Below are 26,569 nucleotides of genomic sequence, written 5' to 3'. Positions count from 1 at the left end.
AGCAGCTGAAGAACCTAAGAAAGAGGAACCAAAACCAGCGACTGAAACTCCTAAGAAAGAGGAATCAAAACCAGCGACTGAAACTCCTAAGAAAGAGGAATCAAAACCAGCGACTGAAACTCCTAAGAAAGAAGAGGTAAAACCAGCAGCTGAAGAACCTAAGAAAGAGGAACCGAAACCAGCAGCTGAGACTCCAAAAGAAGAGCCGAAATCAACAACTGAAGAATCTAAGAAAGAAGAAGGAAATAAACCGCAACCTGAAACTCCAAAAGAAGAGCCGAAACCAACAACTGAAGAACCTAAGAAAGAAGAAGGAAATAGACCTCAACCTGAAGGACCAAAAGTAGATAAGAAAAAACTAAATGAGCAACTAGCTCATTTAGCAGAGGTTAAAGAGAAAGATAGTTTTGAAAGTGCAAGTGCAGAAGATAAGAAAGCTTATCTAGATGCAGTTCAAAAAGCACAAGAGCTATTGGCTTCAGCTACAGCTACTCAAGAAGAAGTAGATAAAGCATTGGAAACATTAAAAGAAGCGGAGAAAAAAGTCTATAAAAAATCAATCAAAGATATTCTAGGCGGTTTTGTTGGAAAAGAAACTAAGAAAGAAAATACATTTAATGTAGATGAAGATTTCGGAAAAGTTTCAAAATCAAATTCATTGTTGGCGAAAACAGGATTAGATAATAATGCGACAGCTTACGCGGGAATTGCAGTTCTAGTTTTAGCAGGACTGACTGTTTACCTAAAACGTCGTAGACAAAAATAATATAAAATATATCGACTTCAAAAGTTAGAGTTTATTCCCTAATTTTTGAAGTCGTGTTTTTATTAATAAATGAGTGGCGCTAAGAGTTTTCATACGAACTTCTTTAAAAATCTAAAGCTTTCCGTTAACCTCTGAAAAGAATTCTAGTATGTCTCAATTATAGACACACATCTAAGTAAGATATATAATAATAACAGGTGATACGGAGGAAGTATTTAAATTATGGAAAAACTAGATTATTTAATAAAAACACTAAATTCAGAGATAGAAATACCAGAGGGTGAACAACAGAAGAAAGATTTATTTAGAACACTGATGAATACATGGAAGGTGTCGGAGCTACCGAGTGAATTCTATGAAGTGCAAGACGAATACTTACAAGAAGTTCTAAAAAATAAAGGAATAACAAAACTAGAAGAACTAACTGAAATTGAAAAAGATATTTACGTGTGGCAAGGAGACATTACTACATTGGAAGTAGATGCGATAGTTAATGCGGCGAATAAAGCGTTACTAGGATGTTTAATTCCGCTACATAGATGTATCGACAATGCTATTCACACGCAAGCAGGATTACAACTTAGAAAAGAATGTGATGAAATAATGAAAGAGCAAGGAAGTTTTGAAAAAACAGGACAAGCGAAGATAACAGCGGGTTATAACCTACCAGCTAAACATGTTATTCATACTGTGGGGCCGATAATTTATCGTGTTGTTGAAGATGATGATAAGGAACTTCTTGCATCATGTTATAGAAATTCTTTAAAATTAGCTTTAGAGAATAATCTTAAGAGTATTGCTTTTTGTTGTATAAGTACGGGAGAATTTAGATTCCCAAATGACCTTGCTGCAGAAATAGCAGTTGCTGAGGTTAAGAAATTCTTAAGTGAAAACCCTAATGCTGATCTAAAAGTAGTATTCAATGTGTTTAAAGATTTAGATAAAAAATTATATGAAGACATATTAAGTTAAGGGAATCAAGAGATAACAAGATTTTTGATTTAAATGCAGATTTGTGTTAAAATGTGAATGTAAAAGTGACCGTTTGCACTGACTTTACTAATAATTTCTTGACTCACTACGTTCGTAGAAATTATAGTAGTCGTAGTATAAATTATTCGTAATATTTTTCTTCAGTCTTTGACTTTGAAAAATAAACGACTAACTTAAAAGACGGTAGCTCGTGTTTAAGATTATATTAAATAACCATCTACTCGGCTAAAGTAAAGATGGTTATTTTTTATTGTCCTTTTTAAGCGCTGAGATGCACACGCCAACTATTGTAACAATCAAAAGATAGATTGGGTTTCAAAGAAAATAAGGTAATTTTAAAGTATTATTTTAAGACTATTTCTAAGCAATCTTTTCGTATTCTGATATTCTATTCTTCCGCAAAAATCTGAGTTGCTTTTACTGCACGTTTCCAACCTTTATATAGTTTTTCACGTTCCTCTTTGTTCATAGTAGGAACGAATAGTTTTCCTGCCGTATTTAGGTTCTTCAGTTCATCTAAGTTTTTCCAATAGCCAGTAGCAAGACCAGCTAAGAATGCAGCTCCTAATGCTGTTGTTTCTAAGTTTTCAGCACGTGCAACTTTAACACCTAGAATATTAGCTTGGAATTCTAGAAGGTAATCGTTGTTTGCAGCTCCTCCATCAACTTTAAGAAGAGGTATTTCTACATTAGCATCAATCTTCATAGTATCGATAATATCGCGTACTTGGTAGGCGATAGATTGTAATGTAGCTTTTACTAAATCTTCTTTTGAAGTAGCACGAGTTAAACCAAAGATAGTCCCACGAGCATTTGGATTCCAATAAGGAGCACCTAATCCTGTGAAAGCTGGTACTAGATATACTTCGTTGTTATTTTTAGAATTGTATGCTAATGATTCAGTTTCAGATGATTTTTTAATTAAACGTAAACCATCTCGTAGCCACTGAATGGCACTTCCTGCGATAAAAATAGATCCTTCTAAAGCGTAATAAACTTTTCCATTTATTCCAAAACCAATAGTTGTTAGTAGGTTATTTTTAGAAAGTTCCATATTTTCACCAGTATTCATGATGATAAATGATCCTGTACCGTATGTATTTTTTATCATTCCTTTATCAAAGGCAAGTTGTCCGAATAGAGCAGCTTGTTGGTCACCAGCAAGTCCACTAATCGTAACTTCGCCACCGTAGAAATGATAATCTATAGTTTTTCCGTATACTTCTGAATTAGATTTTACTTCAGGTAGAAGAGATTCTGGTATATTTAGAATTTCTAAAATTTCTTTATCCCAAGCTAAATCTTTGATATTAAATAACATCGTTCTAGCTGCGTTTGTATAGTCAGTAACGTGAGTTTTTCCACCTGTAAGTTTCCAAACTAGCCATGTATCGATAGTTCCAAATAGTAGTTCTCCATTTTCAGCTCGTTGTTGAGCTCCAGGAACATTGTCTAAAATCCAACGTATTTTAGTAGCTGAGAAATATGCATCAACTACTAAACCAGTCTTTTGATGAATCATATCTTTATATCCATCACTTACAAGCTTATTTGCTATATCGGCACTTTGTCTACTTTGCCAAACAATTGCATTATAAATAGGTAGCCCAGTATTTTTATCCCAAATTACAGTTGTTTCACGTTGATTTGTAATACCGATACTGTCTATTTGATTCGGTTTTATTCCACTTTCGATAAATACTTCTGCGATTACTGATTGAATAGAGTTCCAAATTGCATTAGCATCATGTTCAACCCATCCAGACTGAGGGAAAATTTGCGGGAACTCTTTTTGACTACTCGCTATTATCTCTGCATTCTTATTAAAAATTATCGCTCTAGAACTAGTAGTACCTTGATCTATTGCCATTATGTATTTTTTCATACTCCACCTCAAAATAGTTATGTCACTAATATTATATCATTTTCTAATAATGTTTAAAAGTTGAAGACAATGGATAATTGTATATTGAAAGCAGGGATCTCAGTAAGAAGAGAATAGATTATCACATAGCGTATTATTAGCGTTTTTCATGTTTTTCTTATAAAATAGAGAATGATAGTTTTTAAAATAATTTATTATAAAATAAAGGAGAAATACAATGAATAGTTTACATAAATCTTTAACAGCGTTGTTAGAAAAATTAGAGGAAAATGGTGTTTTACAAAAAGAAAAATTTAATACAGTGGCTCTTAAAACAGAGGAGCTTGCGAAACATATTCGCGATCGTTTCGCTAAAGAACATGCCGATTTAGAAATTCGTAGACTTTTAGAAAAAGTACACTACGCGAATACTTATGAGGATAAAGTGCTTAAAGAAACAGCATTTTTAGTCGATGAAATTAGTGAATATATGTTCAAACTTGAAGTTGCAAATCGTGATTTCGTAGTAGGTTACTTCAATACTTTAATTATTAATCCTGCTATAGAAGCAACAGAGTACAATTTCGTATTAATGGAAGTAGAAAGCTTAATCGAAAATAGCTTCTTAGAGTTACCTGAAGAAGAGGAATAATAATGAAAATTTTAATACCGACAGCTAAAGAATTAAACAAAAAAGCAACGCCGCAAGAAGCGTTAGAACTTAGTGAGAAAAGTAATGAAATAGTTGCTGAATTTGCTAAGTTTAGTGCCCAAGATTTAGCTAAAGTTTATAAAATTAAAGAAGATAAGGCGACAGAAGAGTTCTCTCGCTGGCAAGATATAAAAAACAACACAGCAAAAAGTTATGAAGCATTAGAATTATTCAATGGTCTAATGTATAGAAACATAGATCGCGATAACTTTGATGAAGATGATATAAAGTATGTAAAAGAAAATGTATTTATTACAACATCATTATATGGAGTAATTGGTGCTTATGATTTGATTCAAGAACATAGACTAGATTTTTTACAAAATGTAAAAATCTCAGGAGAGTCTTTAAAGAATTTCTGGCGAGCTAGTTATGATGAAAGTATTAAAGATGAAGATTTTGTTGTTTCATTATTATCTAGTGAATTTGAAGAAGTTTTTTCAAAGAATCAAAAAGAGAAATTTATAAAAATCAGCTTTATGGAAGAAAAAGAAGGGAAGTTAAAAGTGCACTCTACAATTTCTAAAAAAGCAAGGGGTAAATTCTTAACTGAACTTGTAAAAAACAAAGTCTCATCAATTGAGGAAATGAAAAAAATAAAGTTCGATGGATTTGAATTTAGTAAAGAACATTCAGAAGAAAAAGTATTAGCTTTTATAGCTAAGAGATAAGAATATATACTATGAAAGGAAAATAATCAAGAGGACAAAAAAAGATGAAATTAGAAACTAAAACCAGTAAATTATATTACGGATTTCCAGTAATATTAATAGGATATAAAGATAAAAAATGGAGATACAATGTGACAGCTTGTAGTTCATCATATTCTTTAGGTGATATGATTACAGTTGGGCTTTCAACAGATAGTAATGCGGTCGATAATATTAAAGAATATGGAGAATTTACCGTTAACGTACCGTGTCAACAAATACTTAGCAAGGTTGAGATTGCTGGTTTCCATTCAGGTCAAAATAAAATTGGAATGGCTGATATGACATATGATCCAGCAAAATACATTGATGCACCGATAATGGATGAGTGTATTTTATCGCTTGAGTGCAAAGTAGAGAGTGTTTTAGAATATGGGAAATATACGAATTTTGTAGCTTCGATAAAACGCAGAGTAGTTTGCGAGAATCTTTTAGACGAAGAAGGAAATATGAAATATACACAGTTTAACCCGATTTACTTTATGGGTGATGATAACAAACGAGTATATCGATATTTTAATGAACAAAGTAAAAATCATGGAGAAAATATGGGATGTTCTTCAGAAGACGACGAATATAATCCACTTTGCGGATAATATCGATTAAACAGAATTAGAGAATATTGAGGAAAGGAGGATATTAGTATGTATTACAATTTGCAGGTGCATAGTGCTTATGATCTTTTGAACAGTACTATAAAGTATGAAAGTCTGTTTTTGAAATTAGCAAGAGATAGTCAAAGGTCTGTTGTTATCGTTGATCCGAATATGTACGGAGCGATAAAAGCACATAAAGAATCTAAGAGAGCTGGAATCAACCTTATTCAAGGGTTAGAAGTAAGCTTAGGATATGGGATTGGTTTTCTAAAATTCAACATATTGTGTAAATCTGAGAAGATGTTCTATAAATTATTAGAAATTTCTACTAAGTTTATGAATGGAGAAGAGTGGACTATAGAAGATTTTTCTAGTGAGATGAAAGAATATAGCGATGATTTTGTTTTAATAGTTGTTGATGAACTTAGAGATAGCATGGAATTTTCATACTTAAATAATCTTTTTAGCAATTATGATTTTTACTTCGGTTTTAATGAAAGTTTTCAAGTAAGTCCTTATAGTTTTTATGAAAATGTTGTTTATACAAAACCTAGTTACTATCTTAATAAAGAGAACTATCAGCAAGTCATTGTTAGTCGTGCTATTCGCGATAATAAAAAGCTAAATATACAAGAACTAACGACAATTTCAGGAGATGAATTTGTAAGAGAACAAAAGGACTTTGAAGAAATATTAGCACTTGGTGACGAAGAATTACAAAATATTTTTAAAAAGTCATTTAAAAATCAGCAAAATATTGTTGATAAGTGTCAATATGAGTTGAACTTTTCGGGTTATCATCTTCCTAAGTATGTTTATGGAGAAAAAGAAGACATATATTCTAAGTTTTCATCTAAAGAGTACTTGCATTTCTTAGTTCAAAAAGGTGTAAAAGAAAAGCTAGTTGGTAAAGATTTATATCCTTATAAAAAACGCTATAGTTATGAACTTAAGATTATCGATGAAATGGGCTTTAACGATTATTTCTTAATTGTTTATGATTTTGTGAAGTATGCGAAAGATAATGGCATTCTAGTAGGAGCAGGACGTGGTAGTGCTGCGGGAAGTTTAGTTTGTTATTTATTAGATATAACAGAAGCGGATCCACTAGAATATAATCTTCTGTTCGAAAGATTTTTAAACAAAGAGCGTATATCTATGCCCGATATCGATATTGATTTCCAAGATACTAGACGTGATGAAGTTATAAAATATGTAGAAGAGAAGTACGGTCAGGATAAGGTTGCACAAATTATTACTTTTACAACATTTCAATCGAAAAGTGCGGCAAGAGAATCTGCGAGAATATTGCAATTTGATGAACAGACTTTAAAATTTATTAGTAATAATATTAGCTCGACAAGAACATTGAAAGAATGTTACGAAATGTCAGAAGAGTTAAGGGCATTTATTAATAAGAGTAATATTAATAAACGCTGGTTTAGCATAGCGATGAGTTTAGAAAACTTACCGAAGAATCCGTCAGTGCATGCAGCTGGGATAGTAATAAGTGATGATAAACCGCTGGTTAATTATGCTCCGCTTGCAGAATCAAATATGACGAAATATTTAACGCAATGGACGATGGATGATGTTGAGAGTGTTGGTTTATTAAAAATAGATTTCTTAGGTATTAGATATCTTACGATGGTATCGAGTATTGTTGAAGAGATAAAAAAAGAAAATCCGACATTTGATATAACGAAGATAAATTACCAAGATCCTAAAGTGTATGAATTATTTGCCAAAGGTAAGACAGAAGGTATCTTCCAGTTTGAATCGAGTGGAATGAAGGAGAAATTAAATCTCTTGAAACCTACGGAGTTTAATGATATTGTTGCGATGAATGCTCTTTATAGACCGGGGCCGATGGCTCAGATAGAAGTCTACGTGCGTAGAAAAAACAAAGAAGAGCAAGTGGTATATCCGCATCCTCATTTAGAGAAAATATTAAAAGATACTTACGGGGTAATAGTCTATCAAGAACAGATTATGCTGATAGCGGTGAATTTCGCTCATATGAGTTTAAATGAAGCTGATAATATGAGAAGAGCTGTAAGTAAAAAGAAAAAAGAAGATTTAGAGTACTATGGACGTATCTTCGTAGAGAAGAGTGTTGCTGCAGGATATGATCTGCAAGTAGCTAAAAAACTTTTTGATCTTATTGTAACTTTTGCGAACTATGGTTTTAATAAGAGTCACGCGGTTGTGTATAGTATGCTTGCGTATCGTTTGGCGTATTTGAAAGTTTATTATACTAAGTATTTTATGACGGCTTTATTAAACAACGTTATAAGTAGTGAGAAAAAAATTAACGAGTATAAGCAAGAACTTAATAACCTAGGGATAAATCTGGTGAAACCTGATGTGAATCGAAGTCTATCGAATTTTAGTGTCTATAAAAATGATATTGTGTTTGCTCTAACTGCGATTAAGAATGTTGGCTATAGAAGTGGGTATGAAATAGTACAAGATAGAATAAATTTTGGACGCTACTTAGATATAGATGATTTCTTAAAACGTATGAACAAAAAAGTAGACTATCAAGCTGCGGTTTCTTTAGTTAAGGCAGGAGCAATGGACACTTTTGGATATAATCGTGCTACGTTAATGAAGAAAGTCGATGATTATTATTCAGATAATAGGCAGTATATTAATAATGTACGTGTTGCCTTATCTGCAGAAAGTGGTTTAACGTTAAAGGTAGAAGAAGTAGAAGATTATTCTATTACTGAAAAAATTCAGATGGAAAAAGAAGTAACGGGTACATACTTTTTAAAACATCCCGTTCAAGTAGAAAAAGAAAAATATTCTTATCTACCATTACAGTATATAGGAGCTGAACTTAGTGATAGTTATGTTGAAATAATCACAAGAAAAGAAATTAAGACTAAAAACGGTGATTATATGGCATTTTTAACTGTAAATGACGGGAAGAATGATTATGATGTTACTGTGTTCCCAAGTGTTTATAAGTACGCTAATGTATTTATAAAAGTAGGAAGTTTTGCGGTAATGACATTGAAAAAACAGCTTCGAAATGGAAGAGAACAGTATATCTTAGAAAAGATTGCAAGTCTTAGAAATTATAGAGAGTACTGTCTTAGTAATATAAAAATTATCTATATGATAGTTGATGAAGAAATACTTAAATTTTTAAATGAGTACAAGTCTGAGGTAGGTAGAGTAAAGGTTGTAGCTCTGCTGAACGATGATTCTAACAGAGGTAAAACGATATCAATAGAAAACGAACAGGAATTTGTTCAGAAATTTTTTGAAAATTTCCCAGGAAAACGTATCAAAATAGCATACTCTTAAAAAAACAAAAAAATTCGAACAAAAATTAAACAAAATTATGTTTTTACTAGAAAAAATAACAAAAATATGATATTGTTGATAAGTAAATTAAAAAAATAATTAATAACAAATACGAGGAAGGTAAGACTACATGAAAAAAATAGCAGTTTTAACAAGTGGTGGGGATGCACCAGGAATGAACGCAGCTGTGCGTGCCGTTGTAAGAACAGCAATCTATAATGGATTAGAAGTTTATGGAGTATATCAAGGATACAAAGGATTAGTAGAAAACAACATTAAAAAACTTGAAGTTGGAGATGTTGGTAACATCATTAACCGTGGAGGAACAATGCTTTACTCAGCTCGTCTTCCAGAATTCGCTAACCCAGAAGTTAGAAAAGGTGCTATTAAAAACTTAGAAGCATTAGGAATTGATGGATTAGTAGTAATCGGTGGAGATGGTTCATACCGTGGAGCTATGGCTTTAAGTAACGAAATGAATATCCAAACTATCGGAGTTCCAGGAACAATCGATAACGATATTTGTTGTACAGATTACACTATCGGATTCGATACTGCGCTTAACACAATCGTTGACGCTATTGACAAAGTTCGTGATACAGCATCAAGTCACGAGCGTGCATTCATTATTGAGGTAATGGGGCGTAATGCAGGGGACTTAGCATTATTCGCTGGTATCGCTGGAGGAAGTGAAAGTCTTCTAATTCCAGAGAAAAAAGAAGATATCGAAGAAGTTGTTGCACGTATTAAAGCTGGTGAAGATCGTGGTAAAAAACACTCAATCATCGTTCTTGCTGAAGGTGTAATGGGTGGACAAGAGCTGGCTGCAAAACTTAAAGAACTTACAGGAGAAGAAGTAAGAGCAACTATTTTAGGACACATCCAACGTGGTGGTACTCCAACAGCTCAAGACAGAGTACTAGCATCTCGTTTAGGTAACTATGCTGTTCAACTATTATTAGCTGGAGAATCAGGACGTGCAGTAGGTATTCAAAATAACAAACTTGTAAGTACTAGATTCGAAGACGTATTTAGTGATGTTCACAACGTGGATCTTTCAATCTACGAAGTTTCTAAACAACTTTCAATTTAGTTTGAAAAACGTTTTCTTTAGATAAAAATAGTATTATTCAAGAAAATATTTGAAAACATAATGAAAATGAGTTAAAATATTAAAAGATAAAAAATTAAGAGGTATATTTATGATACAGAAAAAAACTAAAATAATTTGTACAATTGGACCTAAGTCTGAAGATAAAGCAAAACTTACTGAAATGGTAGAATTAGGGATGAACGTATGTCGTCTTAACTTCTCACACGGTGACTACTCAGAACACGGAGCAAGAATTCAAACTATTAAAGAAGTAAGAGAAGCTACAGGAACTAACTTAGCTATCCTTTTAGATACTAAAGGACCTGAAATCAGAACTAACAACATGGAAAATGATGCAATCATGTTAGAAACTGGAAAAGACGTTATCGTTTCTATGACAGAAGTTCTAGGAACTCCAGAAAAATTCTCAATCACATATGGAGAATTAGTACACGACGTTAAAGCTGGAGACACTATCTTACTTGACGACGGATTAATCGGATTAACTGTAAACAGCGTAGACGCTGAAGCAGGATTAATCTACACTACAGTACAAAACGGTGGAGTACTTAAAAACAAAAAAGGAGTTAACGTTCCAGGTGTATCTACAAAATTACCAGGTATTACTCCAAAAGATGAAGAAGATATCCGTTTCGGATGTAAAAATGATATTGACTTCGTTGCTGCTTCATTCGTTCGTACTAAAGAAAACGTACTAGAAGTTAGACGTATTCTTAAAGAAGAAGGATGTGAACACGTTCAAATCATCCCTAAAATCGAATGTCAAGAAGCTATCGATAACATCGATGAAATCATCGAAGTATCTGACGGTATCATGATCGCTCGTGGTGACCTTGGGGTTGAAGTACCAGCAGAAGAAGTACCAATTATGCAAAAAGACATTATTGCTAAATGTAATGCAGCTGGTAAATTCGTAATCACAGCTACTCAAATGTTAGACTCAATGCAAAAAAATCCACGTCCAACACGTGCCGAAGTATCTGACGTAGCTAACGCAATCTACGATGGAACTGATGCAATCATGTTATCAGGAGAATCTGCAGCAGGTGCTTACCCAATCGAATCAGTTCGTACAATGGCTACAATCGCTAAACGTACTGAAGAAATGCAAGATTACTCTCGTATCTTAAAAGATCGTTCTAAAAAAATCGTTTCTAAAGATATTACAAACGCAATTGGAGTATCTGTAGGATACACAGCTCTAAACTTAGACTTACACACAATCGTAACTTACACTGAATCAGGACAAACAGCTAGATTAATTTCTAAATACCGTCCAAATGCAGCTATCTTAGCTGTAACTCCAAGTGAAAAAGTTGCTCGTGGATTAAGCTTAGTATGGGGTGTAGACGCTCAAATTTCTGAACAAGTTAAATCAACTGACGAAATGTTAGATACAGCTAAAAGTATCGCAGAAACTTCAGGATACGCTAAAAAAGGTGATGCTATAGTAATCACTGGAGGTATCCCAGTAAACACTTCAAGAAGTAACGTTGGATCAACAAACTTCTTAAAAGTTTCAGTAATCGACTAATATTAAATATAAAATTAGAAGAAGTAGGATTAAGTCTTACTTCTTCTTTTTCGTCATATAAAAAACTAAGATAATGAATACGATGTTGAATAAAAAACAAAAAGTGGCCCGTAATGGACCGCTTTTCGTTATATGAACACAAAATAAGAATTTAGGGTAAATTGTTATTTTGTAGTAATCGGAATTTCTTCCGATATTAAATTAAAAGTTTTATTGTTAAATAAATTTAACAATCGAAAGGAAATTATGACTATAACGAGTATAGCCGTAAAAATGGAAGAATAATATACTTCCACAGTTTTAAGAACAATCTGGACGATTGTATGAGGCATATAGACATATCCTCTTCTATCTATTAACTCATATAATGCTTATCATATGCTATTAAGAAATTTTTCAAAATTTACGTTTAAGATGATGTGGATTTTTTGAAGAACTTCTGAAACGATATTTTAGTAATAATTAATATCAAAATGCAACAAATAGTATAATCGAAAAAAATATAAATAATATTAATTATACTAAGATATTTTAATGATAAAATTATCCTACTAACTGTTTACATCTTTATTGTAACAAAATGAGTGTGGTTGTCAAATGAAATAAGGTTTTACAAAAATAGCTGATGTAAATATATTTCTATATCTAAATATGTATATACAATATAGAATGTTATTATATAGTTAATAGATAAAAATATTTAGGTTATGCAAACTTACAGATAATATCATTTGAATAGTCACAAAAATATAAAAAGGAATAACCGATAAACATTATCAAGTATATTCCTTTTTATGAAAAGATTTAGAATCAATGAATATAATATAACAAACTATCTGTTGACGATATTAGGAGAATCTCCAGTAGTAATAACTTCGACAGCAGCGTTTAATGCACCTTCTACAAGATTTTTAACTGCTGTTTCTGTATAGAATGCAGTATGTGGAGTATAGATGATATCATCTCTATCTATTAATTGTTGCATTAATGAATCATCGAAGTCTTTGTTTGTGAAGTCTTTAGGAACGTAGTTTCCTTCGTTTTCGTATACATCAAGGCTAGCTCCTAATAATTTTCCGCTATCTAGAGCGCGAATAACAGCTTTAGTATCGACAAGAACACCACGAGCAGCATTAGCGAAGATAGAGCCATCTTTCATTTTACTGAAGAAATCATCATTTACCATATGAGTATATTCTTTTGTAGCAGGTACATGAATAGTCACAACATCAGATTGAGCTAGTAATTCGTCGATGCTGTCAACATACTCTAAAACTTCACGAGCAGCGTCAGAAGGATATAAATCATAACCAATAACTTTGCAACCTAGTCCCTTAAATAGTGTTGCAGCTTGGCGTCCAATGTTCCCTGTTCCTAGGACACCTACAGTAAGAGTTTTTAATTCTCGAGAAATTATATTTTTATTCCATGTGAAATCATGTTTCTCAACATTGTTAAGTATTTTTTTAATATTTCTACTGATATATAAGACAGTAGTAACAACATGTTCTGCGATTGCGTTTGGAGAGTAACGAGGAACGTTAGTCATGCTAATTCCTAATTTACGCATATATTTTATATCATAAATATCGAATCCTGCCATTCTGTTTGCGATAACTTTAACACCTTGTTCTTTTGCATAATCGTATACTTCTTTAGCAAATGGTCTATTTTGGAACATTACTGCTCCTTGTTTCCCTTCTAATAAGTGTTTTGTTTCTGCTTGAAGTTCTCCTTCATGAAGATCAATCTCTACTTCAGGATGTTCTTTTAACCAGGCATCAACAAATGGTCTTTCATCTTCTCTCAAGTTAAATAGTGCTAATTTCATAATATAATCTCCTTTTAATTTTTTTATATTCTAGATGAATAGTAGATTAAAATAACGTATTAAATTATCATTTTTGGCATCTAGTATTCATCTAAAATATAATATATAAAGATAGTACAACAGATTATAGATAACGCTTACAATCATTATTTTAAAGAGAATAACAAAGTTTGTCAACAGTGTTAAATGTATAGTACAGATAATATATTCCATAAAATTAATACGTTTCCAAAGGTGTTGTTGTAATATTTGCTTGAAAATTTAAAATGAAAACGTGTTTGATGTAGAGTGTAATTGTATAATAGATATTAATTATAATATCATATAGATAAATATAATCTTATTATTAAAAAATATAATCATAAAAATATTGTAATTTATAGTACAGCTAATAGGTTGTGTTAAACAAATTCTATCAACTATTTAGAAAAATTTCTAAATAGTTATTGACTTCAATATGAAGTAGAGTTATAATCTATTTAGAAAGATATCTAAATAGAATTGCAGTTCAAACTTTAAAAGAGGTGATAAAAATGGGATGAGTGAAACTTTAAAAGCGATATCTGATCCAGTAAGAAGAAATATTTTGGAATTGTTAAAAGAAGAGAAGAGAAGTGCTGGAGAATTAGCTTCAGAATTCAATTTATCTGGGGCGACTGTATCGTATCATCTAACGCAATTAAAAAAAGCAGGTTTGATATTAGAATCTAGACATAAGAATTTTATATATTATGAATTGAACGCCAGTGTATTCGAAGAAGTTCTGGTCTGGATCTATGGTTTAGGAGGAAAAGATAATGAGAATAGATAAAAAGAGTTTGTTTCTAAGTGTTGGTGTTTGTTTATTGCCGATATTAATAGGGGTTTATTATTTTAATGTATTACCTGAACAAATAGCTGTGCATTTCAATGTTAGCGGAGAGCCTGATAATTTTGTGAGTAAAACTCATGCAATTATAGGTGTTCCTATATTTTTAGCGATAGTTCAGATTATTATTTCGCTAGTAGTGGATTTTGACAAAACTCCGAAAAAAGGTGCGCTAATAATTAAAGGGATTATACCTGTAATAAGTGTTTTAGTTCAAGGTGGCATAGTGGCATATGCTTTAGATAATAATTTTAATGTACCACAATTAACAGTGTTTGTTATCGGAATAGTGGTTATTATACTTGGTAACTATCTGCCTAAAAAAGAGTTTTGGGGAAAATACAATTTTAATCTTTTTGGTTTAGAACAAGGTGTCAATGAGCAAAAAGTAGTAAGAGCTTACGCGTTGTATATGACTTTTAGTGGAGTTGCTATATTTATTAGTGGATTCTTTAGTTCAACAGTAGCGTTAGTTTTAATAGTTATTTTTGCAATTTTCTCTACAGTTTTACCTTTTTACTTGGTTAATAAATATAAAGATTAGCAACCTATTCTATTTTAGACTCTTAAAGTAGATTTTAGCTGAAAATTATTATTAGGTTAAATTCCAGTTTTTTATTTGAACTGGAATTTATTTTAGATTTAATTATTTATGGTATTGCTTTTAGTGATTAGAAGTTTGTGTTATAATCGAAATTATGAGAATAATTTATGCAAACTATTTTTTGTTTTCAACAATTATAGATTAGGAGGTACAAAGTGTTAGAACTTAAAAATATAGTTAAGAAGTATAATACTGGTGGTAGTGAAGTAGAAGTACTAAAATCTGTAAATATTCATTTTAGAGAAAATGAATTTGTCTCGATTTTAGGTGCTAGTGGAAGTGGAAAGACGACGTTATTAAACATTATAGGTGGGTTAGATAAATATACATCTGGTGATATGGCGCTTATGGGACGTTCTACTAAAGAATTTAAAGATAGAGATTGGGATAGTTATAGAAATGGGACTATAGGTTTTGTCTTTCAAAGTTATAACTTAATATCTCATTTAAGTGTTATTGAGAATGTAAAATTAGCTTTGTCTATATCAGGGCATTCTAATTCAGAAAATCATGAAAAAGCTAAGAAAGTATTAGAAGATGTTGGCTTAGCGGAGCATCTTTATAAAAAGCCTAATCAACTTTCTGGAGGTCAGATGCAAAGGGTGGCGATTGCTCGTGCATTGGTTACTGATCCAAAGATTATTCTTGCTGATGAGCCTACAGGAGCGTTAGACAGTAAGACTAGTGCTCAGATTATGGAACTTATTAAAGAAATAAGCAAGACGAAGTTAGTTATAATGGTAACGCACAATCCAGAAATAGCGAAAAAATATAGTGATAGAATAGTCCGAGTTAAAGATGGAGAGATTCAAGAAGATACAAATCCTTACATAACTAAAGAGAGCGTTGACAATGGATTTTCTTTGAAGAAAACTGCGATGGCATTTAGTAGTGCGATTAAATCAAGTTTTAAAAACCTTCTTACGAAAAAATTCCGTACGTTTATGACGGTTGCTGCTAGCAGTATAGGTATTATTAGTATAGGTTTAGTATTGTCGATATCATCTGGTATGGATAAGTATATTCAAACGATGCAAAATGAGAATTTATCGTCTATGCCGATTATGATTAGTGCAAATCAGGTAAACTTTGGGCTTAGTGTTGATGATGATAATTCAGAAAAAGATTCTAATGGTTCAGAGTTAGTGCCGAAGTCTAGCCGTGATGTACACAGAAACTTGTATTCGGTGGATGCATTAGGAAATGGAGAAACATTTATAAACTATATTCAAAATAATGCGAAGGATTATTATTCTGCGATTGAATTTACTCAAGGATATACAATTCAAGCCTTGACTAAAAATGCAAAAGGTGATGTAATTGCTGTAAAACAAGATCAAGATGCATTCGGTGATAGTATTTTTGGAGTATTACCAGAAGATAAGAATATGATTATGAATCAATACGAAGTGGTAAAATCATCTAAAGATAATTTTGAATATCCTAGTGATAATGAAGTCGTGTTATTTACTGCGAAAAATAACGAAATCGATAAAGCAACACTAAAAGCATTAGGCTTTGATGAAAATTCAAAAGTTAAGTATGAAGATATTATTGGAAAAGAATTTAGCGTTATAGATAATAATAACTATTACAGAAAAATCGGTGATGGTTTTGTTCCACGTGACGTTGATACTAAGATGTATGATTCGGGAACTAAGGTTAAGGTAGTAGCTATACTTAAAGCTAAAGATAGTTTCACTAGACCTCAGATGACAATCGGATATGCAAAATCATTGCAAAATAAGATGCTGGAAAAAGAGGCAAAATCGGATATTGTAGTTGCGCAAGAAACGGACAAAACTGTAAATGTTGCGACGCGTCAGAAAATTGATGCGGACATGGCTGATCAGATTCTTGCGACAATAGGTGGGAAATCTACGCCAAGCGCAATTATGCTTTATCCAAAATCTTTTAATGATCGTGATAAAATAGCAGAGGTTATTAATAATTTTAACAAAAAAGTGGCTGAGAAATACGGATCAGACAGTGCAGATTATCACAAATATAGTATCACATATGCGGATATGGCGAAGCAGATGACAACGATAATGTCACAGATGATTAATACAATTTCATTAATCTTATCAGCATTTGCGGGAATCTCGCTAATCGTGTCATCTATTATGATTGGGATACTGACGTATGTATCTGTAGTGGAAAGAACGAAGGAAATTGGTATTTTACGTGCAATCGGTGCTCGTAAAAAAGATATTACAAGAATCTTTATCGCAGAAGCAGGGTTAATCGGATTTATTTCTGGAGCTGTAGGTGTAGTGGTGACTATGCTTCTATCTATTCCTATTAGTAGAGCAATTGCTAAGGGATTAGAAGTGGAGAGTTTCACAGCTTCATTAAGTGCTCAAGCATCAATCGGATTAATAGCTCTTAGTTTAGTACTAACGCTTATAGCTAGTATTATTCCATCAAGAATAGCTGCGAAAAAAGATCCAGTAGAAGCGCTGAGAACTGAATAAAAAATAATATGAGGAATAGCAGATTGTGTTATAATCGAGAAGTTGTGAACAAATGTAACTTTTGGTTATTATAATAAATCTAATATTCCTCGTTTTAATATTTATTGTTAAGGTAATTTTAAGGGGAAGATTTAGATTGTTTTTAGACGTGATTGACACTTATACTAATTTTGCAATATAATTTATAATACATACATATGCAAGAAGGAGGTTTTTATGGTAATAGGTTCGTTTATAGTTTTTGTGATATTTCTTCTTTTATTTTTATCTGTTCTGTATTTCGATAGAAGAAATCTATTTTTAGGAATATTTTTTATAGCGACAGGTTTAAGTTTTATTTTTTATATAATGACTCTTATTACTAATAATGCAACAGATAATAACTTTGTTTATAGTTTAGGTGTAGTATTACTTGTCATTGCAATTGTGATATTCACACTATTACCAATTGCAGTAGTAATAATGTTTCTATACAATTCATTTATGCTTATTAAAAGAGAAGGTTTGAGAGTAGGTAACTTACTGGGTCTAGCTACGTTTTTCTTACTTGTAGGTTATATAGTTTATTGGCCACGTGTTGCTACTTATACACGTGATAATATTGCGTTAAACACACTTTATGTTTATGTTAGTTTAGTAGTTTTATATTTTCTATGTATAGCAATGTCTTACTTGGTATCCAGTGTTTTAAACTTCATTAATATCTTGCCGAGAAAGATTGATTATGTAGTAGTTTTAGGTGCGGGGTTGATTGGAGAGAGAGTAACTCCACTTCTTGCTAGTAGAATTAGAAAAGGGATAAAAGTTTATAAAGCTAATCCTGGGAGTAAACTGATTATGTCAGGAGGTCAAGGTCCTGATGAAGTAGTATCTGAGGCCTTTGCAATGAAAAATTACGCTGTTGAGCAAGGTGTTGATGAAAAAGATATAATTTTAGAAGATAAATCGACACGTACTGAAGAAAATATTATTTTTTCGAAGAAATTTATTCCAGCTGATAAAAGTTTCGCTGTGGTGACGAATTATTATCACGTTTATCGAGCATTAGTTCAAGCAAGAACGCTAGGATTTAGATGTATTGGTTATGGGGCACCGACAAAATTCTATTTTACACTAAATGCTTTTATTAGAGAATTTATAGGATATCTATATTTCAAAAGGAAAATACACGCTATAGTCATAGGTGTACTGACATTCTTGTTTATAGCGGCTGTTTTATTTGTGGAGATATATTATTGGATTAATTATTAAAAAAGTAAAAAAGAATAAAAATTGTTTAGAACAAATAGAGAATACATTAATAAAAACTCGAAAAACCAACTTAATTAAGATTGGAATTTTCGAGTTTTTTTGTATACTGAATTAGAAGTTAGATTTTCAATGTATTTCTAATTAATAATATAGCTTAATTATTGAAGTTTTCTTTAATAGTTTTTTTGATTTTTCGTATTGCGTTTTCTGATAATAGTAATTCGACATTATTTATAAATACTATTTTATCTTTTTCTATTTCTAATATGTTGTCTATATTCATGATGTATGATTTATGACAGTATATAAGTTTTTTATTGAGTTGTACAATTTCTGATAGTTTTCCATAGAATGAGTAGTTTTTTCTGTCTTTTAATACGATTGATATTTTGTGATTTCCGAAAGTTTCGAAGTACAGTATGTCATCTATATGGAAAAATAATTGTCTTGTACCTATTTTTATAGGTATTTTGTTAGTGTTAGGATTTGTGATTATTTCTTTTTTATATTGACTATAAACAGCTTCTAAAATGGAGCGTATTTCTTTTTCTAAACTGTCCTTGTTTTTTAAGATATATGCAAAAGGTGAAATCATTTTTTGTAGTATAATGTTTTGCATATTATCATGTGATGTGATGTAGATAAGTTTAGCGAAAGGATCTATATCACGAATTTTTCTACCTAACTCAATACCATTGATTTCATTATTTCCAAGATCTATATCAAGGAAAAAGAAATCTATCTTTTCGTTATTAATGATCTCTAATGTTTCTGTTACATTATTAGTTGGGAATATAGTAACCCTATCCCAATCATGAATCATAGTGTAGTTTGCGACAGTTTTATGTATAATATCGAGTATTGTTTTGTTATCTTCACATATTAAGATTTTCATACAGCCCTCCTTGTTTAGATGTTTTTTAAGTAAATGTGATGTTCTAGTATTTGTATAATATAGTATGGTGTTAATTATACCATAGAAAGCGTTTTATATACAATAGCGTGAAATTTTATGTTGTTTAGGTAAGAAAATTAGCTTTTCAGGTAATAAATTATAAAAACAAAAAAAATATAGTATAATAATAAATGTAAATAGTACCGATTACAAAAATATGGAAGAAAGAGGTAGATATAACATGAAAAATTTCTATGTAACATTAAATAGTGATGACCTTGAAAATACTTCAGGAGGTTGTAGTGGAGTTTGGGACTGCTTAATCCGTGGAGTAGGATATAAAGTACAATATTGGGCTGTTACGACAGGGCGTTCTAATGCTGAACAAGCAAGAGAAGATAATGGTTTTGGATGGCCATAGGGTGGAATATGAATAAATTAAAAAAATCAGAAATATTTCTTATAGTATTTCTTATTACTACAGTGTATCCGATAGAATTTGATAGATTATGGTATTTAGTAAAGGTAGTTTGTTTATTATTGTATATCGGGCTAACGATATATAGAATAAAAAAAGGAGGAATTGAGAATGAAAAAGTTAGAAAATAGTGAATTATTTGAAATTTCAGGGGGATGGAAATGGATTTTGAGTATTCCAGGATTTATAGATGGAGTACATAGCTTTATAGAAGGAGCTAGAGAAGCCAATAGAGATTTAGGAGTAGGACCGTATTAGGAATTGAGCCCTAGAAATTATAGTTATAATTTCTAGGGCTCATCTATCTTTATTTTTAGCTAATGTAGTGTTAATAATTTCCTTCTATAGATAAGTTTTGTATAAAAGTATTCCCATCTATTTCAGTATTTAACAGCATATTTAGTTTATTTGCAATTTCATGAGCAGAATTTAGACCTAACCCTCTATTAGTTCCTTTTGTAGAGAATCCTTCTTTGTTAAAATCTGCTATAGGTATTCCGATGTTATTAAAGGTATTAGATATTTGGATATCGGTAGTTTTATCGATTTGAATAATATTTATCTCAATTTTTTTATCGTCAGTAACTTCAAGGGCTGCTTCTATAGCGTTGTCTAACAGAATCCCTAAAATTCTACTTAGTTGCATTTCATCTGTATAGAAGTCAGTTATCTCACCTTCAATATTGATATCAACATCAATGTTATTATTTTGTGCCACTAATACTTTGTTTGTAATTAGACTTTTAAGTGAACTTACTTTTATCGAATTCAGTTTGGCTATAACGATATCATTAAGTTCTATATTATTATTGTAGTTCATAATAGTACTGTTAAAGTATTTTTTTAGTTTTTCTTTATCGAAGTCATCGTTGTTGATATAACCATCTAATCCTAAAATGATATTATTGAAATCGTGTTTGAATTTCCTGATTTCATTATTGTTTTTCTCTAAGTCTAAAATGTACTTTTTCTGTTGTTCGAGTTTCTGATTTTCGCTTTTGACTTCTGATATAATTTTAGTATTTTTTACAAGATTATATGTGATTGAAGAAAATAATAGAAAAAATACTGAAATTGTTATAACAGTCATATAATATAACGCAATATTATCTTTTCCTAATAGAGAATATATACTTAAGTAATTATAGAATATAAGTATAAATATTATTATTGATAGCAGGAATATATGTATCTTTCTGTATTCTTTTGTAAATATTATATCTAAATTTATTTTTATCTTTTTAGCGAGAATTACAGTTGAAATACAGTATATAAGTAAATCTGCGAAGTTGATAAGTTCTGGTTTAATATGTATAAATATATATATAAATCCAGTTGCTATCTCGGAGATTTTCATTAAAACTGTGTTATATAAAATGATTATTAAAATATTGAATATACGTACTTTTGTCTTATTGTACATAAATGCAAATATAATCGGTATGGCAGTAAATGTCATAATAAAGTACCCTAGACTAAAGATAGATACTAGATAGATTGAAGAAAATATTGTAATGAATAGTATATATAATTTGTTGTTGAATTTTAGAAAAAATTGTTTTTCTAAAATGTATAATATAGGGATTGATATTAATAAAATTTTAATAATATGCTCGCCTAAATATAGATAATGATTGTTCATGTTTTATTTCCTTTGTAATTATAAGTAAAATTTTATCATTATTTAGATGGATAATCAATAAAAAACTAGTTTTAGGTATAGAAAATATCAGTTTAGGTAAAACTTAATTTTTAGAGAATAATACAGTGTATAATATATATAAATAGTATAATTTGATGAACAGATGTTTGTTGAAAAAATATTTATAATAATATACATGAGGTGATAAAAAATGAATAAAATACTAATTTCAATTTTGGTTGCATCAGCTATATTTTCTAATACTTCAACTATTTACGCAAACGATACAGTGGTTAACAATAAGATAGAAGAAAAGGAAGTTACAGAAGATCAATATCTTCAAACTGTGGATAGATTTAATAAATTAAATATGAAAGAAATTTATTCTAAATTTGAAAATAAAGAGACATTTGTACTATATCTTGGAAGAAAAACTTGCTCGCATTGTAGAAAATTTTCTCCAATATTGAGAGAATTTAATATTTTATATGGAAATAAGCTGAATTATTATGATATAGAAAGTCCGGATTTAGATAAAGATGCTAAAGTTTTTCTATCAAAATTACAAATTCCTGGAGTACCAGCAGTATTATATGTAAAAGAAGGTAAAGTAGTAAATGGTTCGGCAGGAATCGGGATAACAGCTAAGGGTTTGTATGATAGATTTTTTAAAGAAGATACTGAGAGTATAGAGAAGCGTTCAATGCAAGATTCTAATATTAGCAGAAAAGAAAATAATATTATTGAAACTAATAAAGAATCGATAACTACAAATGAACGTATAGAAAAAATTCAGATTAGTAAAAATAATGTTGAAGTGAATAAAGTAAAGATTTTACCTAAAACATCGAGTGCAAGATAAGGAGAATTATCATGAGAAAAGAAAAAAATAATATTAAACAAAAAAAGAATAGTAAGTTTTTAAAATTAACAAACATAGAATTGGAAACAATAAATGGAGGAGGTTTTTGGGAAGAGTTTATGGAGTATTTTAGGGTAAAGAGAAAGGAAATAGTGGAGGGAAAACATAATATTAATATTTCTTAATTTAAGGAGCATATAATGAGAAAAAGAATAAAATATATAAAACAAACAGATCCAAAAGATTGTGGACCGGTTTGTATGGCTATGATTTCTAATTATTATGGTTATAGCGTATCTGTGACAAGACTGCGTGAGTATGGGGGGACAGATCTTCAAGGTACGAATATTGCAGGGCTTATGAAAATAGCTGAGAAGCTAGGGTTTAATGCTCAGGGTGTTCGTGCCGAAGAGCCTTCAGCTTTAAATGAAATACCTACTCCATCAATAGCACATGTAATAACAAAAGATGGATTTGCTCATTTTGTTATAATAGATGAAGTAAGAAATAATATAGTTACTGTTGTGGATCCTGCTAAAGGGCGTAGGGCAGAAAAAATAGAGGAATTTTGTCAATATTGGACAGGTGTATTGGTATTAATAGAAAAGAATAAATACTTTAAAAAAGGTGATGAAAGTATAAAATTCCTACCGATGATGTTGAGTGTGTTGAAGCCGAATAAGAATCTTATTATCGCCATATTTATAGCGTCTTTATTTTTAAACCTATTTGGTTTTTTAGGAACGTTTTATTTTAAATTTTTAGTTGATGATATAGTGCCAAATCAACTTTTAACCAGTTTGCACACTATATCACTCGGGATATTATTTATGTATGTATTACAAAATGTTTTAACATTTGCTAGAAATCATTTGATATTGTATTTTGGAATGCGTACAGACATTAGCTTGATGTTGGGTTATTATAAACATGTGCTAAGTCTACCTATGAATTTCTTTGAAACAAGAAAAGTAGGAGAGGTTTTATCTCGTTTTATGGATGCGAGTAAAATAAGAGACGCGATTGCATCGGCAGCAGTAACATCTCTAATAGATATAGTAATGATAATAGTAGGAAGTATAATATTGTATATTCAAAATTCTACTTTATTTTTAATAACGTTATTGACTATTCCGATATACGTATCTTTAGCTTATGCTTTTTCTAAACCATATAACAGATATAACGAAGAACAAATGGAATCAAATGCGAAGTTAAATTCGTATTTAGTTGAATCAATAAGTGGTATTCAAACAATACGTGCATATCAAGCAGAAGATGAAATCTTTGTTAAAGCAGAAAGTTATTTTATAAAACTAATGAAGAAAATATTTAAGCTTGGTATGTACACGAATGCTCAAAGCTCTATAAAAGGCTTCTTAGATTTAGCGGTAAGTTTATTTATTCTATGGATAGGTTCGACTTATGTTATAAGAGGAGAAATGACGTTAGGGGATTTACTAACATTTAACGCATTAGTAATATATTTTTTAGGACCGATTGAGCGATTCATAGAATTGCAACCTAAAATACAATCAGCTACAATAGCGACAAAAAGACTAGGAGAAATATTAGAACTCAAGAGTGAAAGTGAAGCGCAAACTGGGACTAATAGTTATCAATGTACAGTGCCGCATTATCCACTATATTGTGTTCATTCTGAAATGAAAGATGTTAGTTTTGGATATGGAAATCGTGGAAATGTTTTGGAAAATATAAATATAAAATTTTATCCAGGGCAACACATTGCCTTTGTAGGGGAAAGTGGTAGTGGGAAATCTACACTTGCGAAATTATTAGTGAGATTTTATCAACCAGATGAAGGAGAGATAAAAATAGATAGTCATAGAATAGAAGCAATAAAAGATGAGTATTTACGATCTCGAATATCATATGTTACACAAGATACCTTCTTTTTCAGTGGAACTATACTAGAGAATCTTTTATACGGTATTGATTTTGTGGATAGTATGGAAGATGTGGTAAAAGCTTGTGAATATGCGGAAATACATGAATTTATTGAGGGTTTACCTCAGAAGTATGAAACAGTATTAGAAGAAAATGGAAAAAATTTAAGCGGAGGTCAGCTACAACGTCTTTCTATTGCTAAAGCATTACTGAAAAAACCTAGTATTTTAATTTTAGATGAGGCAACTAGTGCATTAGATTCTATCACAGAACAAAAGATTATAAAAAGATTAAAAACAATAGATTTTGAAACAGGATTTAAAGATGAAAAGCCAACAATAATAATGATAGCCCATAGGTTAAGTACGATAAAACATGCAGATCAAATATTTGTATTAAAAGATAAAAAAATTGTAGAAACAGGTAAGCATGAAGAACTGATTTGTAATGAGGGCGAGTACTATGAGCTATGGAAGAATCAAATGATATAGGAGAAACTACTATGGTAAATAAAAATGGAATGAAAAAATTATATAGTTTAAAGCAATTAGAAGATAGTAATGTTCTCCTAAATAAAAAGCCACCGGTATTTATAAAGAAACTTCTTATGATATTAGTAGGAGTATTAGTTATATTAGTACTATTTATCATATTTTTTAAGGTTGATATTAGTGTAGATGCTAATGCAAGTGTAGAACCATCTAAAGATATTATAACTTTAAAAGCTACATCAAAAGCTGAAATAGAAGAAGTTTATAAGAAAGATGGAGATACAGTTGAAGAAGGCGAGAAAATATTAAAACTGAAAAATATAGAAAAAGAAGTAAATTCAAAATTACTTAATGAGACTAAAGAGAATTTAGAGAAGAAAAAACAACAACTCCAAAGATTACATGATAGTATTAGTAGTGGGGTAAATAAACTAAATTCAGATGATCCAGTAAGTTATGTTGATGAGTATAATAATTATATTCAAAGTATAAATACACTTCAAACAGAAAATAATGTTCAAGCGAATTCAGCGCTGAGAGGAAAGAGCGATACTTCGGCGGTGGATAATTTAGAAGTAGAAAAAGAAGTGTTAGTTGAAAAAATAAATAAGATTATCGAATTATATAATAATGAGCAAGAGTCTCAGATGAAATTGAGATTAAAAGAACAAATATCGCAAGGACAAAGCGATTTATTAAAATTACAAAAAACAATAGATGTAGCCTACAAAAATATCAATAAAAGAAATAGTGAAATCAGTGCAGCGGCAAGTGATATAGCTACTCAGGGGAATGCAAAAGTAGAAAATTTAAAAACTACTACATTAAGTAGTATAAGTTCAAAACTTACTGAAGTAGATGACGCATTAAAGGCGAAAACTAGTGAGGTTAACGGTAATAAAGAGTTAATGAATGATTTAGAAATAAAGGCTGTTCATAAAGGAAAAATAAGATTAGAAAAAAATCTAACAAAAGGAAATGGGGTAGAATTATCACAACCACTAGTAAGTATCCTTCAAGAAGAAAGCAAAAATAAGGTTATCTTATATATTCAACCGAAGGACATTAAAAGTATGAAAAAAGATAAACAGATTACTATTCAGTTTGACAATGAGGATAAAAGTATTGTTAAAGGAAAAGTTCAAGAGGTTTCAGAATTACCAACTACTTTTACAACACAAGTTAAGGATTCTAATAAAGAGCAAAATATTACTGTCTATGAAGTGAAAGTAGATGTACAAAGTGGAGATGAAAAACTTGCATATGGAATGGTTGGTGCTGCAAATGTAAAAGTGGGAAAAGAGTCTATGTGGAATTATGTAAAAAGACATTTATTTGGTGGTAGTAAAATTAGTATTTAATGATACGTGATAGATTAATTTATAATAATTATGTATAGGAAGAGATGGTATAGATAAAATTTGTATTGATATTAGAAAGTCGAATTATAGAGAGGTGTCAAGCAAAAGGGAAAATGTCCTAAATTACAAATAAAAAATAGCGAAAAAATCCTTAAAAATAAAAATATGTAGAAGTCCTTCCGCGCTATCGCTTGGATGAGCCAAAAGAGAATGATAAAAAAGGCGAAGCCTTATTTTAATGGCTCTTTGTCAAATTCGGGGCATGGAGAAAAATAGGAAATAAGATCTAGGCAG

At 30.7% G+C, this 26,569-nt stretch carries 22 protein-coding genes; 18 read left to right on the top strand and 4 right to left on the bottom strand.

What is annotated here, in order from left to right:
* Positions 1-766: LPXTG cell wall anchor domain-containing protein (locus RYK99_RS06495; protein ID WP_314991130.1), on the top strand; the 766-nt coding region annotated here is incomplete at its 5' end.
* Between the two features lie 222 nt (positions 767-988).
* Complete coding sequence (locus RYK99_RS06490) at positions 989-1,738, top strand: protein-ADP-ribose hydrolase (RefSeq protein ID WP_314991128.1); 750 nt, start codon at positions 989-991, stop codon at positions 1,736-1,738.
* A 409-nt stretch (positions 1,739-2,147) separates the two neighbouring features.
* Here RYK99_RS06490 and glpK read toward each other — a convergent pair whose 3' ends face one another.
* The gene (gene glpK / locus RYK99_RS06485) at positions 2,148-3,644 is read right to left on the bottom strand and encodes a glycerol kinase GlpK (protein ID WP_314991126.1); all 1,497 of its coding nucleotides are present in this window, start codon (positions 3,642-3,644) and stop codon (positions 2,148-2,150) included.
* Between the two features lie 217 nt (positions 3,645-3,861).
* Here glpK and RYK99_RS06480 point away from each other — a divergent pair, with 217 nt between their 5' ends.
* The 6 genes from RYK99_RS06480 (at position 3,862) to pyk (ending at position 11,607) form a co-directional block, all read left to right on the top strand.
* The gene (locus tag RYK99_RS06480) at positions 3,862-4,275 is read left to right on the top strand and encodes a hypothetical protein (RefSeq protein WP_314991124.1); all 414 of its coding nucleotides are present in this window, start codon (positions 3,862-3,864) and stop codon (positions 4,273-4,275) included.
* 2 nt (positions 4,276-4,277) lie between these two features.
* Positions 4,278-5,006 carry a peroxide stress protein YaaA gene (gene yaaA, locus RYK99_RS06475; protein WP_314991122.1) on the top strand — a complete coding sequence of 243 codons (729 nt, stop codon included), beginning with the start codon at positions 4,278-4,280 and terminating at the stop codon, positions 5,004-5,006.
* A 44-nt stretch (positions 5,007-5,050) separates the two neighbouring features.
* Positions 5,051-5,641: a flavin reductase family protein gene (locus tag RYK99_RS06470; RefSeq protein ID WP_314991120.1), complete on the top strand. Its 591-nt coding sequence runs from the start codon at positions 5,051-5,053 to the stop codon at positions 5,639-5,641.
* A gap of 48 nt (positions 5,642-5,689) precedes the next feature.
* Complete coding sequence (locus RYK99_RS06465; RefSeq protein WP_314991119.1) at positions 5,690-8,959, top strand: DNA polymerase III subunit alpha; 3,270 nt, start codon at positions 5,690-5,692, stop codon at positions 8,957-8,959.
* Positions 8,960-9,089: 130 nt separating this feature from the next.
* Positions 9,090-10,052 carry a 6-phosphofructokinase gene (pfkA, locus tag RYK99_RS06460; RefSeq protein ID WP_271966241.1) on the top strand — a complete coding sequence of 321 codons (963 nt, stop codon included), beginning with the start codon at positions 9,090-9,092 and terminating at the stop codon, positions 10,050-10,052.
* Positions 10,053-10,161: 109 nt separating this feature from the next.
* Positions 10,162-11,607, top strand: a complete 1,446-nt coding sequence (gene pyk, locus RYK99_RS06455) for a pyruvate kinase (protein WP_314991116.1) — start codon at positions 10,162-10,164, stop codon at positions 11,605-11,607.
* A gap of 832 nt (positions 11,608-12,439) precedes the next feature.
* On the opposite strand, the gene RYK99_RS06450 is transcribed toward pyk, so the two are convergent.
* A complete protein-coding gene (locus RYK99_RS06450) occupies positions 12,440-13,438 on the bottom strand; it encodes a D-2-hydroxyacid dehydrogenase (RefSeq protein ID WP_314991114.1) in 999 nt (332 codons plus the stop codon).
* Between the two features lie 538 nt (positions 13,439-13,976).
* Here RYK99_RS06450 and RYK99_RS06445 point away from each other — a divergent pair.
* The 4 genes from RYK99_RS06445 (at position 13,977) to RYK99_RS06430 (ending at position 18,638) form a co-directional block, all read left to right on the top strand.
* Positions 13,977-14,249 (top strand): autorepressor SdpR family transcription factor, encoded by a 273-nt coding sequence (locus tag RYK99_RS06445; protein ID WP_314991112.1) that lies wholly within the window; start codon positions 13,977-13,979, stop codon positions 14,247-14,249.
* The gene (locus RYK99_RS06440; RefSeq protein ID WP_314991110.1) at positions 14,236-14,850 is read left to right on the top strand and encodes a DUF1648 domain-containing protein; all 615 of its coding nucleotides are present in this window, start codon (positions 14,236-14,238) and stop codon (positions 14,848-14,850) included. The genes RYK99_RS06445 and RYK99_RS06440 overlap by 14 nt, the downstream gene beginning before the upstream one ends.
* A 215-nt stretch (positions 14,851-15,065) precedes the next feature.
* The gene (locus RYK99_RS06435; protein ID WP_314991108.1) at positions 15,066-17,387 is read left to right on the top strand and encodes an ATP-binding cassette domain-containing protein; all 2,322 of its coding nucleotides are present in this window, start codon (positions 15,066-15,068) and stop codon (positions 17,385-17,387) included.
* Between the two features lie 216 nt (positions 17,388-17,603).
* Entirely contained in the window at positions 17,604-18,638 is a 1,035-nt protein-coding gene (locus RYK99_RS06430) for a YdcF family protein (protein ID WP_314991106.1), read from the top strand.
* Positions 18,639-18,792: 154 nt separating this feature from the next.
* On the opposite strand, the gene RYK99_RS06425 is transcribed toward RYK99_RS06430, so the two are convergent.
* On the bottom strand, positions 18,793-19,533 hold the full coding sequence (locus RYK99_RS06425) for a LytTR family DNA-binding domain-containing protein (protein ID WP_314991103.1): 741 nt from the start codon (positions 19,531-19,533) through the stop codon (positions 18,793-18,795).
* A gap of 241 nt (positions 19,534-19,774) precedes the next feature.
* Between RYK99_RS06425 and RYK99_RS06420 the strand changes: the two genes are divergently transcribed.
* A complete protein-coding gene (locus RYK99_RS06420; protein WP_314991101.1) occupies positions 19,775-19,954 on the top strand; it encodes a hypothetical protein in 180 nt (59 codons plus the stop codon).
* Positions 19,955-20,122: 168 nt separating this feature from the next.
* Complete coding sequence (locus RYK99_RS06415) at positions 20,123-20,269, top strand: hypothetical protein (RefSeq protein ID WP_314991099.1); 147 nt, start codon at positions 20,123-20,125, stop codon at positions 20,267-20,269.
* Positions 20,270-20,339: 70 nt separating this feature from the next.
* Here the strand turns inward: RYK99_RS06415 and RYK99_RS06410 are convergent, their stop codons facing one another.
* The gene (locus RYK99_RS06410) at positions 20,340-21,101 is read right to left on the bottom strand and encodes a GHKL domain-containing protein (protein WP_314991097.1); all 762 of its coding nucleotides are present in this window, start codon (positions 21,099-21,101) and stop codon (positions 20,340-20,342) included.
* A 763-nt stretch (positions 21,102-21,864) separates the two neighbouring features.
* Here RYK99_RS06410 and RYK99_RS06405 point away from each other — a divergent pair.
* From RYK99_RS06405 to RYK99_RS06390, 4 genes are read left to right on the top strand one after another with little or no spacing between them, the layout of a single operon-like run.
* Positions 21,865-22,515, top strand: a complete 651-nt coding sequence (locus RYK99_RS06405) for a hypothetical protein (RefSeq protein WP_314991095.1) — start codon at positions 21,865-21,867, stop codon at positions 22,513-22,515.
* Between the two features lie 11 nt (positions 22,516-22,526).
* On the top strand, positions 22,527-22,700 hold the full coding sequence (locus RYK99_RS06400) for a ComC/BlpC family leader-containing pheromone/bacteriocin (protein WP_314991093.1): 174 nt from the start codon (positions 22,527-22,529) through the stop codon (positions 22,698-22,700).
* Positions 22,701-22,715: 15 nt separating this feature from the next.
* On the top strand, positions 22,716-24,914 hold the full coding sequence (locus RYK99_RS06395) for a peptidase domain-containing ABC transporter (RefSeq protein WP_314991091.1): 2,199 nt from the start codon (positions 22,716-22,718) through the stop codon (positions 24,912-24,914).
* An 11-nt stretch (positions 24,915-24,925) separates the two neighbouring features.
* Complete coding sequence (locus RYK99_RS06390) at positions 24,926-26,275, top strand: HlyD family efflux transporter periplasmic adaptor subunit (RefSeq protein WP_314991088.1); 1,350 nt, start codon at positions 24,926-24,928, stop codon at positions 26,273-26,275.
* Positions 26,276-26,569: the final 294 nt, after the last annotated feature.

Source organism: uncultured Gemella sp., from assembly GCF_963537375.1.
Lineage (GTDB): Bacteria > Bacillota > Bacilli > Staphylococcales > Gemellaceae > Gemella.
This window is presented reverse-complemented; position numbering and strand designations above follow the sequence as displayed.

What these genes read in the sequence shown, in the direction of transcription:
- RYK99_RS06490 (WP_314991128.1), top strand. Translation starts at nt 989, where the DNA reads ATGGAAAAACTAGATTATTTAATAAAAACACTAAATTCAGAGATAGAA.
- glpK (WP_314991126.1), bottom strand. Translation starts at nt 3,644, where the DNA reads ATGAAAAAATACATAATGGCAATAGATCAAGGTACTACTAGTTCTAGA.
- RYK99_RS06480 (WP_314991124.1), top strand. Translation starts at nt 3,862, where the DNA reads ATGAATAGTTTACATAAATCTTTAACAGCGTTGTTAGAAAAATTAGAG.
- yaaA (WP_314991122.1), top strand. Translation starts at nt 4,278, where the DNA reads ATGAAAATTTTAATACCGACAGCTAAAGAATTAAACAAAAAAGCAACG.
- RYK99_RS06470 (WP_314991120.1), top strand. Translation starts at nt 5,051, where the DNA reads ATGAAATTAGAAACTAAAACCAGTAAATTATATTACGGATTTCCAGTA.
- RYK99_RS06465 (WP_314991119.1), top strand. Translation starts at nt 5,690, where the DNA reads ATGTATTACAATTTGCAGGTGCATAGTGCTTATGATCTTTTGAACAGT.
- pfkA (WP_271966241.1), top strand. Translation starts at nt 9,090, where the DNA reads ATGAAAAAAATAGCAGTTTTAACAAGTGGTGGGGATGCACCAGGAATG.
- pyk (WP_314991116.1), top strand. Translation starts at nt 10,162, where the DNA reads ATGATACAGAAAAAAACTAAAATAATTTGTACAATTGGACCTAAGTCT.
- RYK99_RS06450 (WP_314991114.1), bottom strand. Translation starts at nt 13,438, where the DNA reads ATGAAATTAGCACTATTTAACTTGAGAGAAGATGAAAGACCATTTGTT.
- RYK99_RS06445 (WP_314991112.1), top strand. Translation starts at nt 13,977, where the DNA reads ATGAGTGAAACTTTAAAAGCGATATCTGATCCAGTAAGAAGAAATATT.
- RYK99_RS06440 (WP_314991110.1), top strand. Translation starts at nt 14,236, where the DNA reads ATGAGAATAGATAAAAAGAGTTTGTTTCTAAGTGTTGGTGTTTGTTTA.
- RYK99_RS06430 (WP_314991106.1), top strand. Translation starts at nt 17,604, where the DNA reads ATGGTAATAGGTTCGTTTATAGTTTTTGTGATATTTCTTCTTTTATTT.
- RYK99_RS06425 (WP_314991103.1), bottom strand. Translation starts at nt 19,533, where the DNA reads ATGAAAATCTTAATATGTGAAGATAACAAAACAATACTCGATATTATA.
- RYK99_RS06420 (WP_314991101.1), top strand. Translation starts at nt 19,775, where the DNA reads ATGAAAAATTTCTATGTAACATTAAATAGTGATGACCTTGAAAATACT.
- RYK99_RS06415 (WP_314991099.1), top strand. Translation starts at nt 20,123, where the DNA reads ATGAAAAAGTTAGAAAATAGTGAATTATTTGAAATTTCAGGGGGATGG.
- RYK99_RS06410 (WP_314991097.1), bottom strand. Translation starts at nt 21,101, where the DNA reads ATGACTGTTATAACAATTTCAGTATTTTTTCTATTATTTTCTTCAATC.
- RYK99_RS06405 (WP_314991095.1), top strand. Translation starts at nt 21,865, where the DNA reads ATGAATAAAATACTAATTTCAATTTTGGTTGCATCAGCTATATTTTCT.
- RYK99_RS06400 (WP_314991093.1), top strand. Translation starts at nt 22,527, where the DNA reads ATGAGAAAAGAAAAAAATAATATTAAACAAAAAAAGAATAGTAAGTTT.
- RYK99_RS06395 (WP_314991091.1), top strand. Translation starts at nt 22,716, where the DNA reads ATGAGAAAAAGAATAAAATATATAAAACAAACAGATCCAAAAGATTGT.
- RYK99_RS06390 (WP_314991088.1), top strand. Translation starts at nt 24,926, where the DNA reads ATGGTAAATAAAAATGGAATGAAAAAATTATATAGTTTAAAGCAATTA.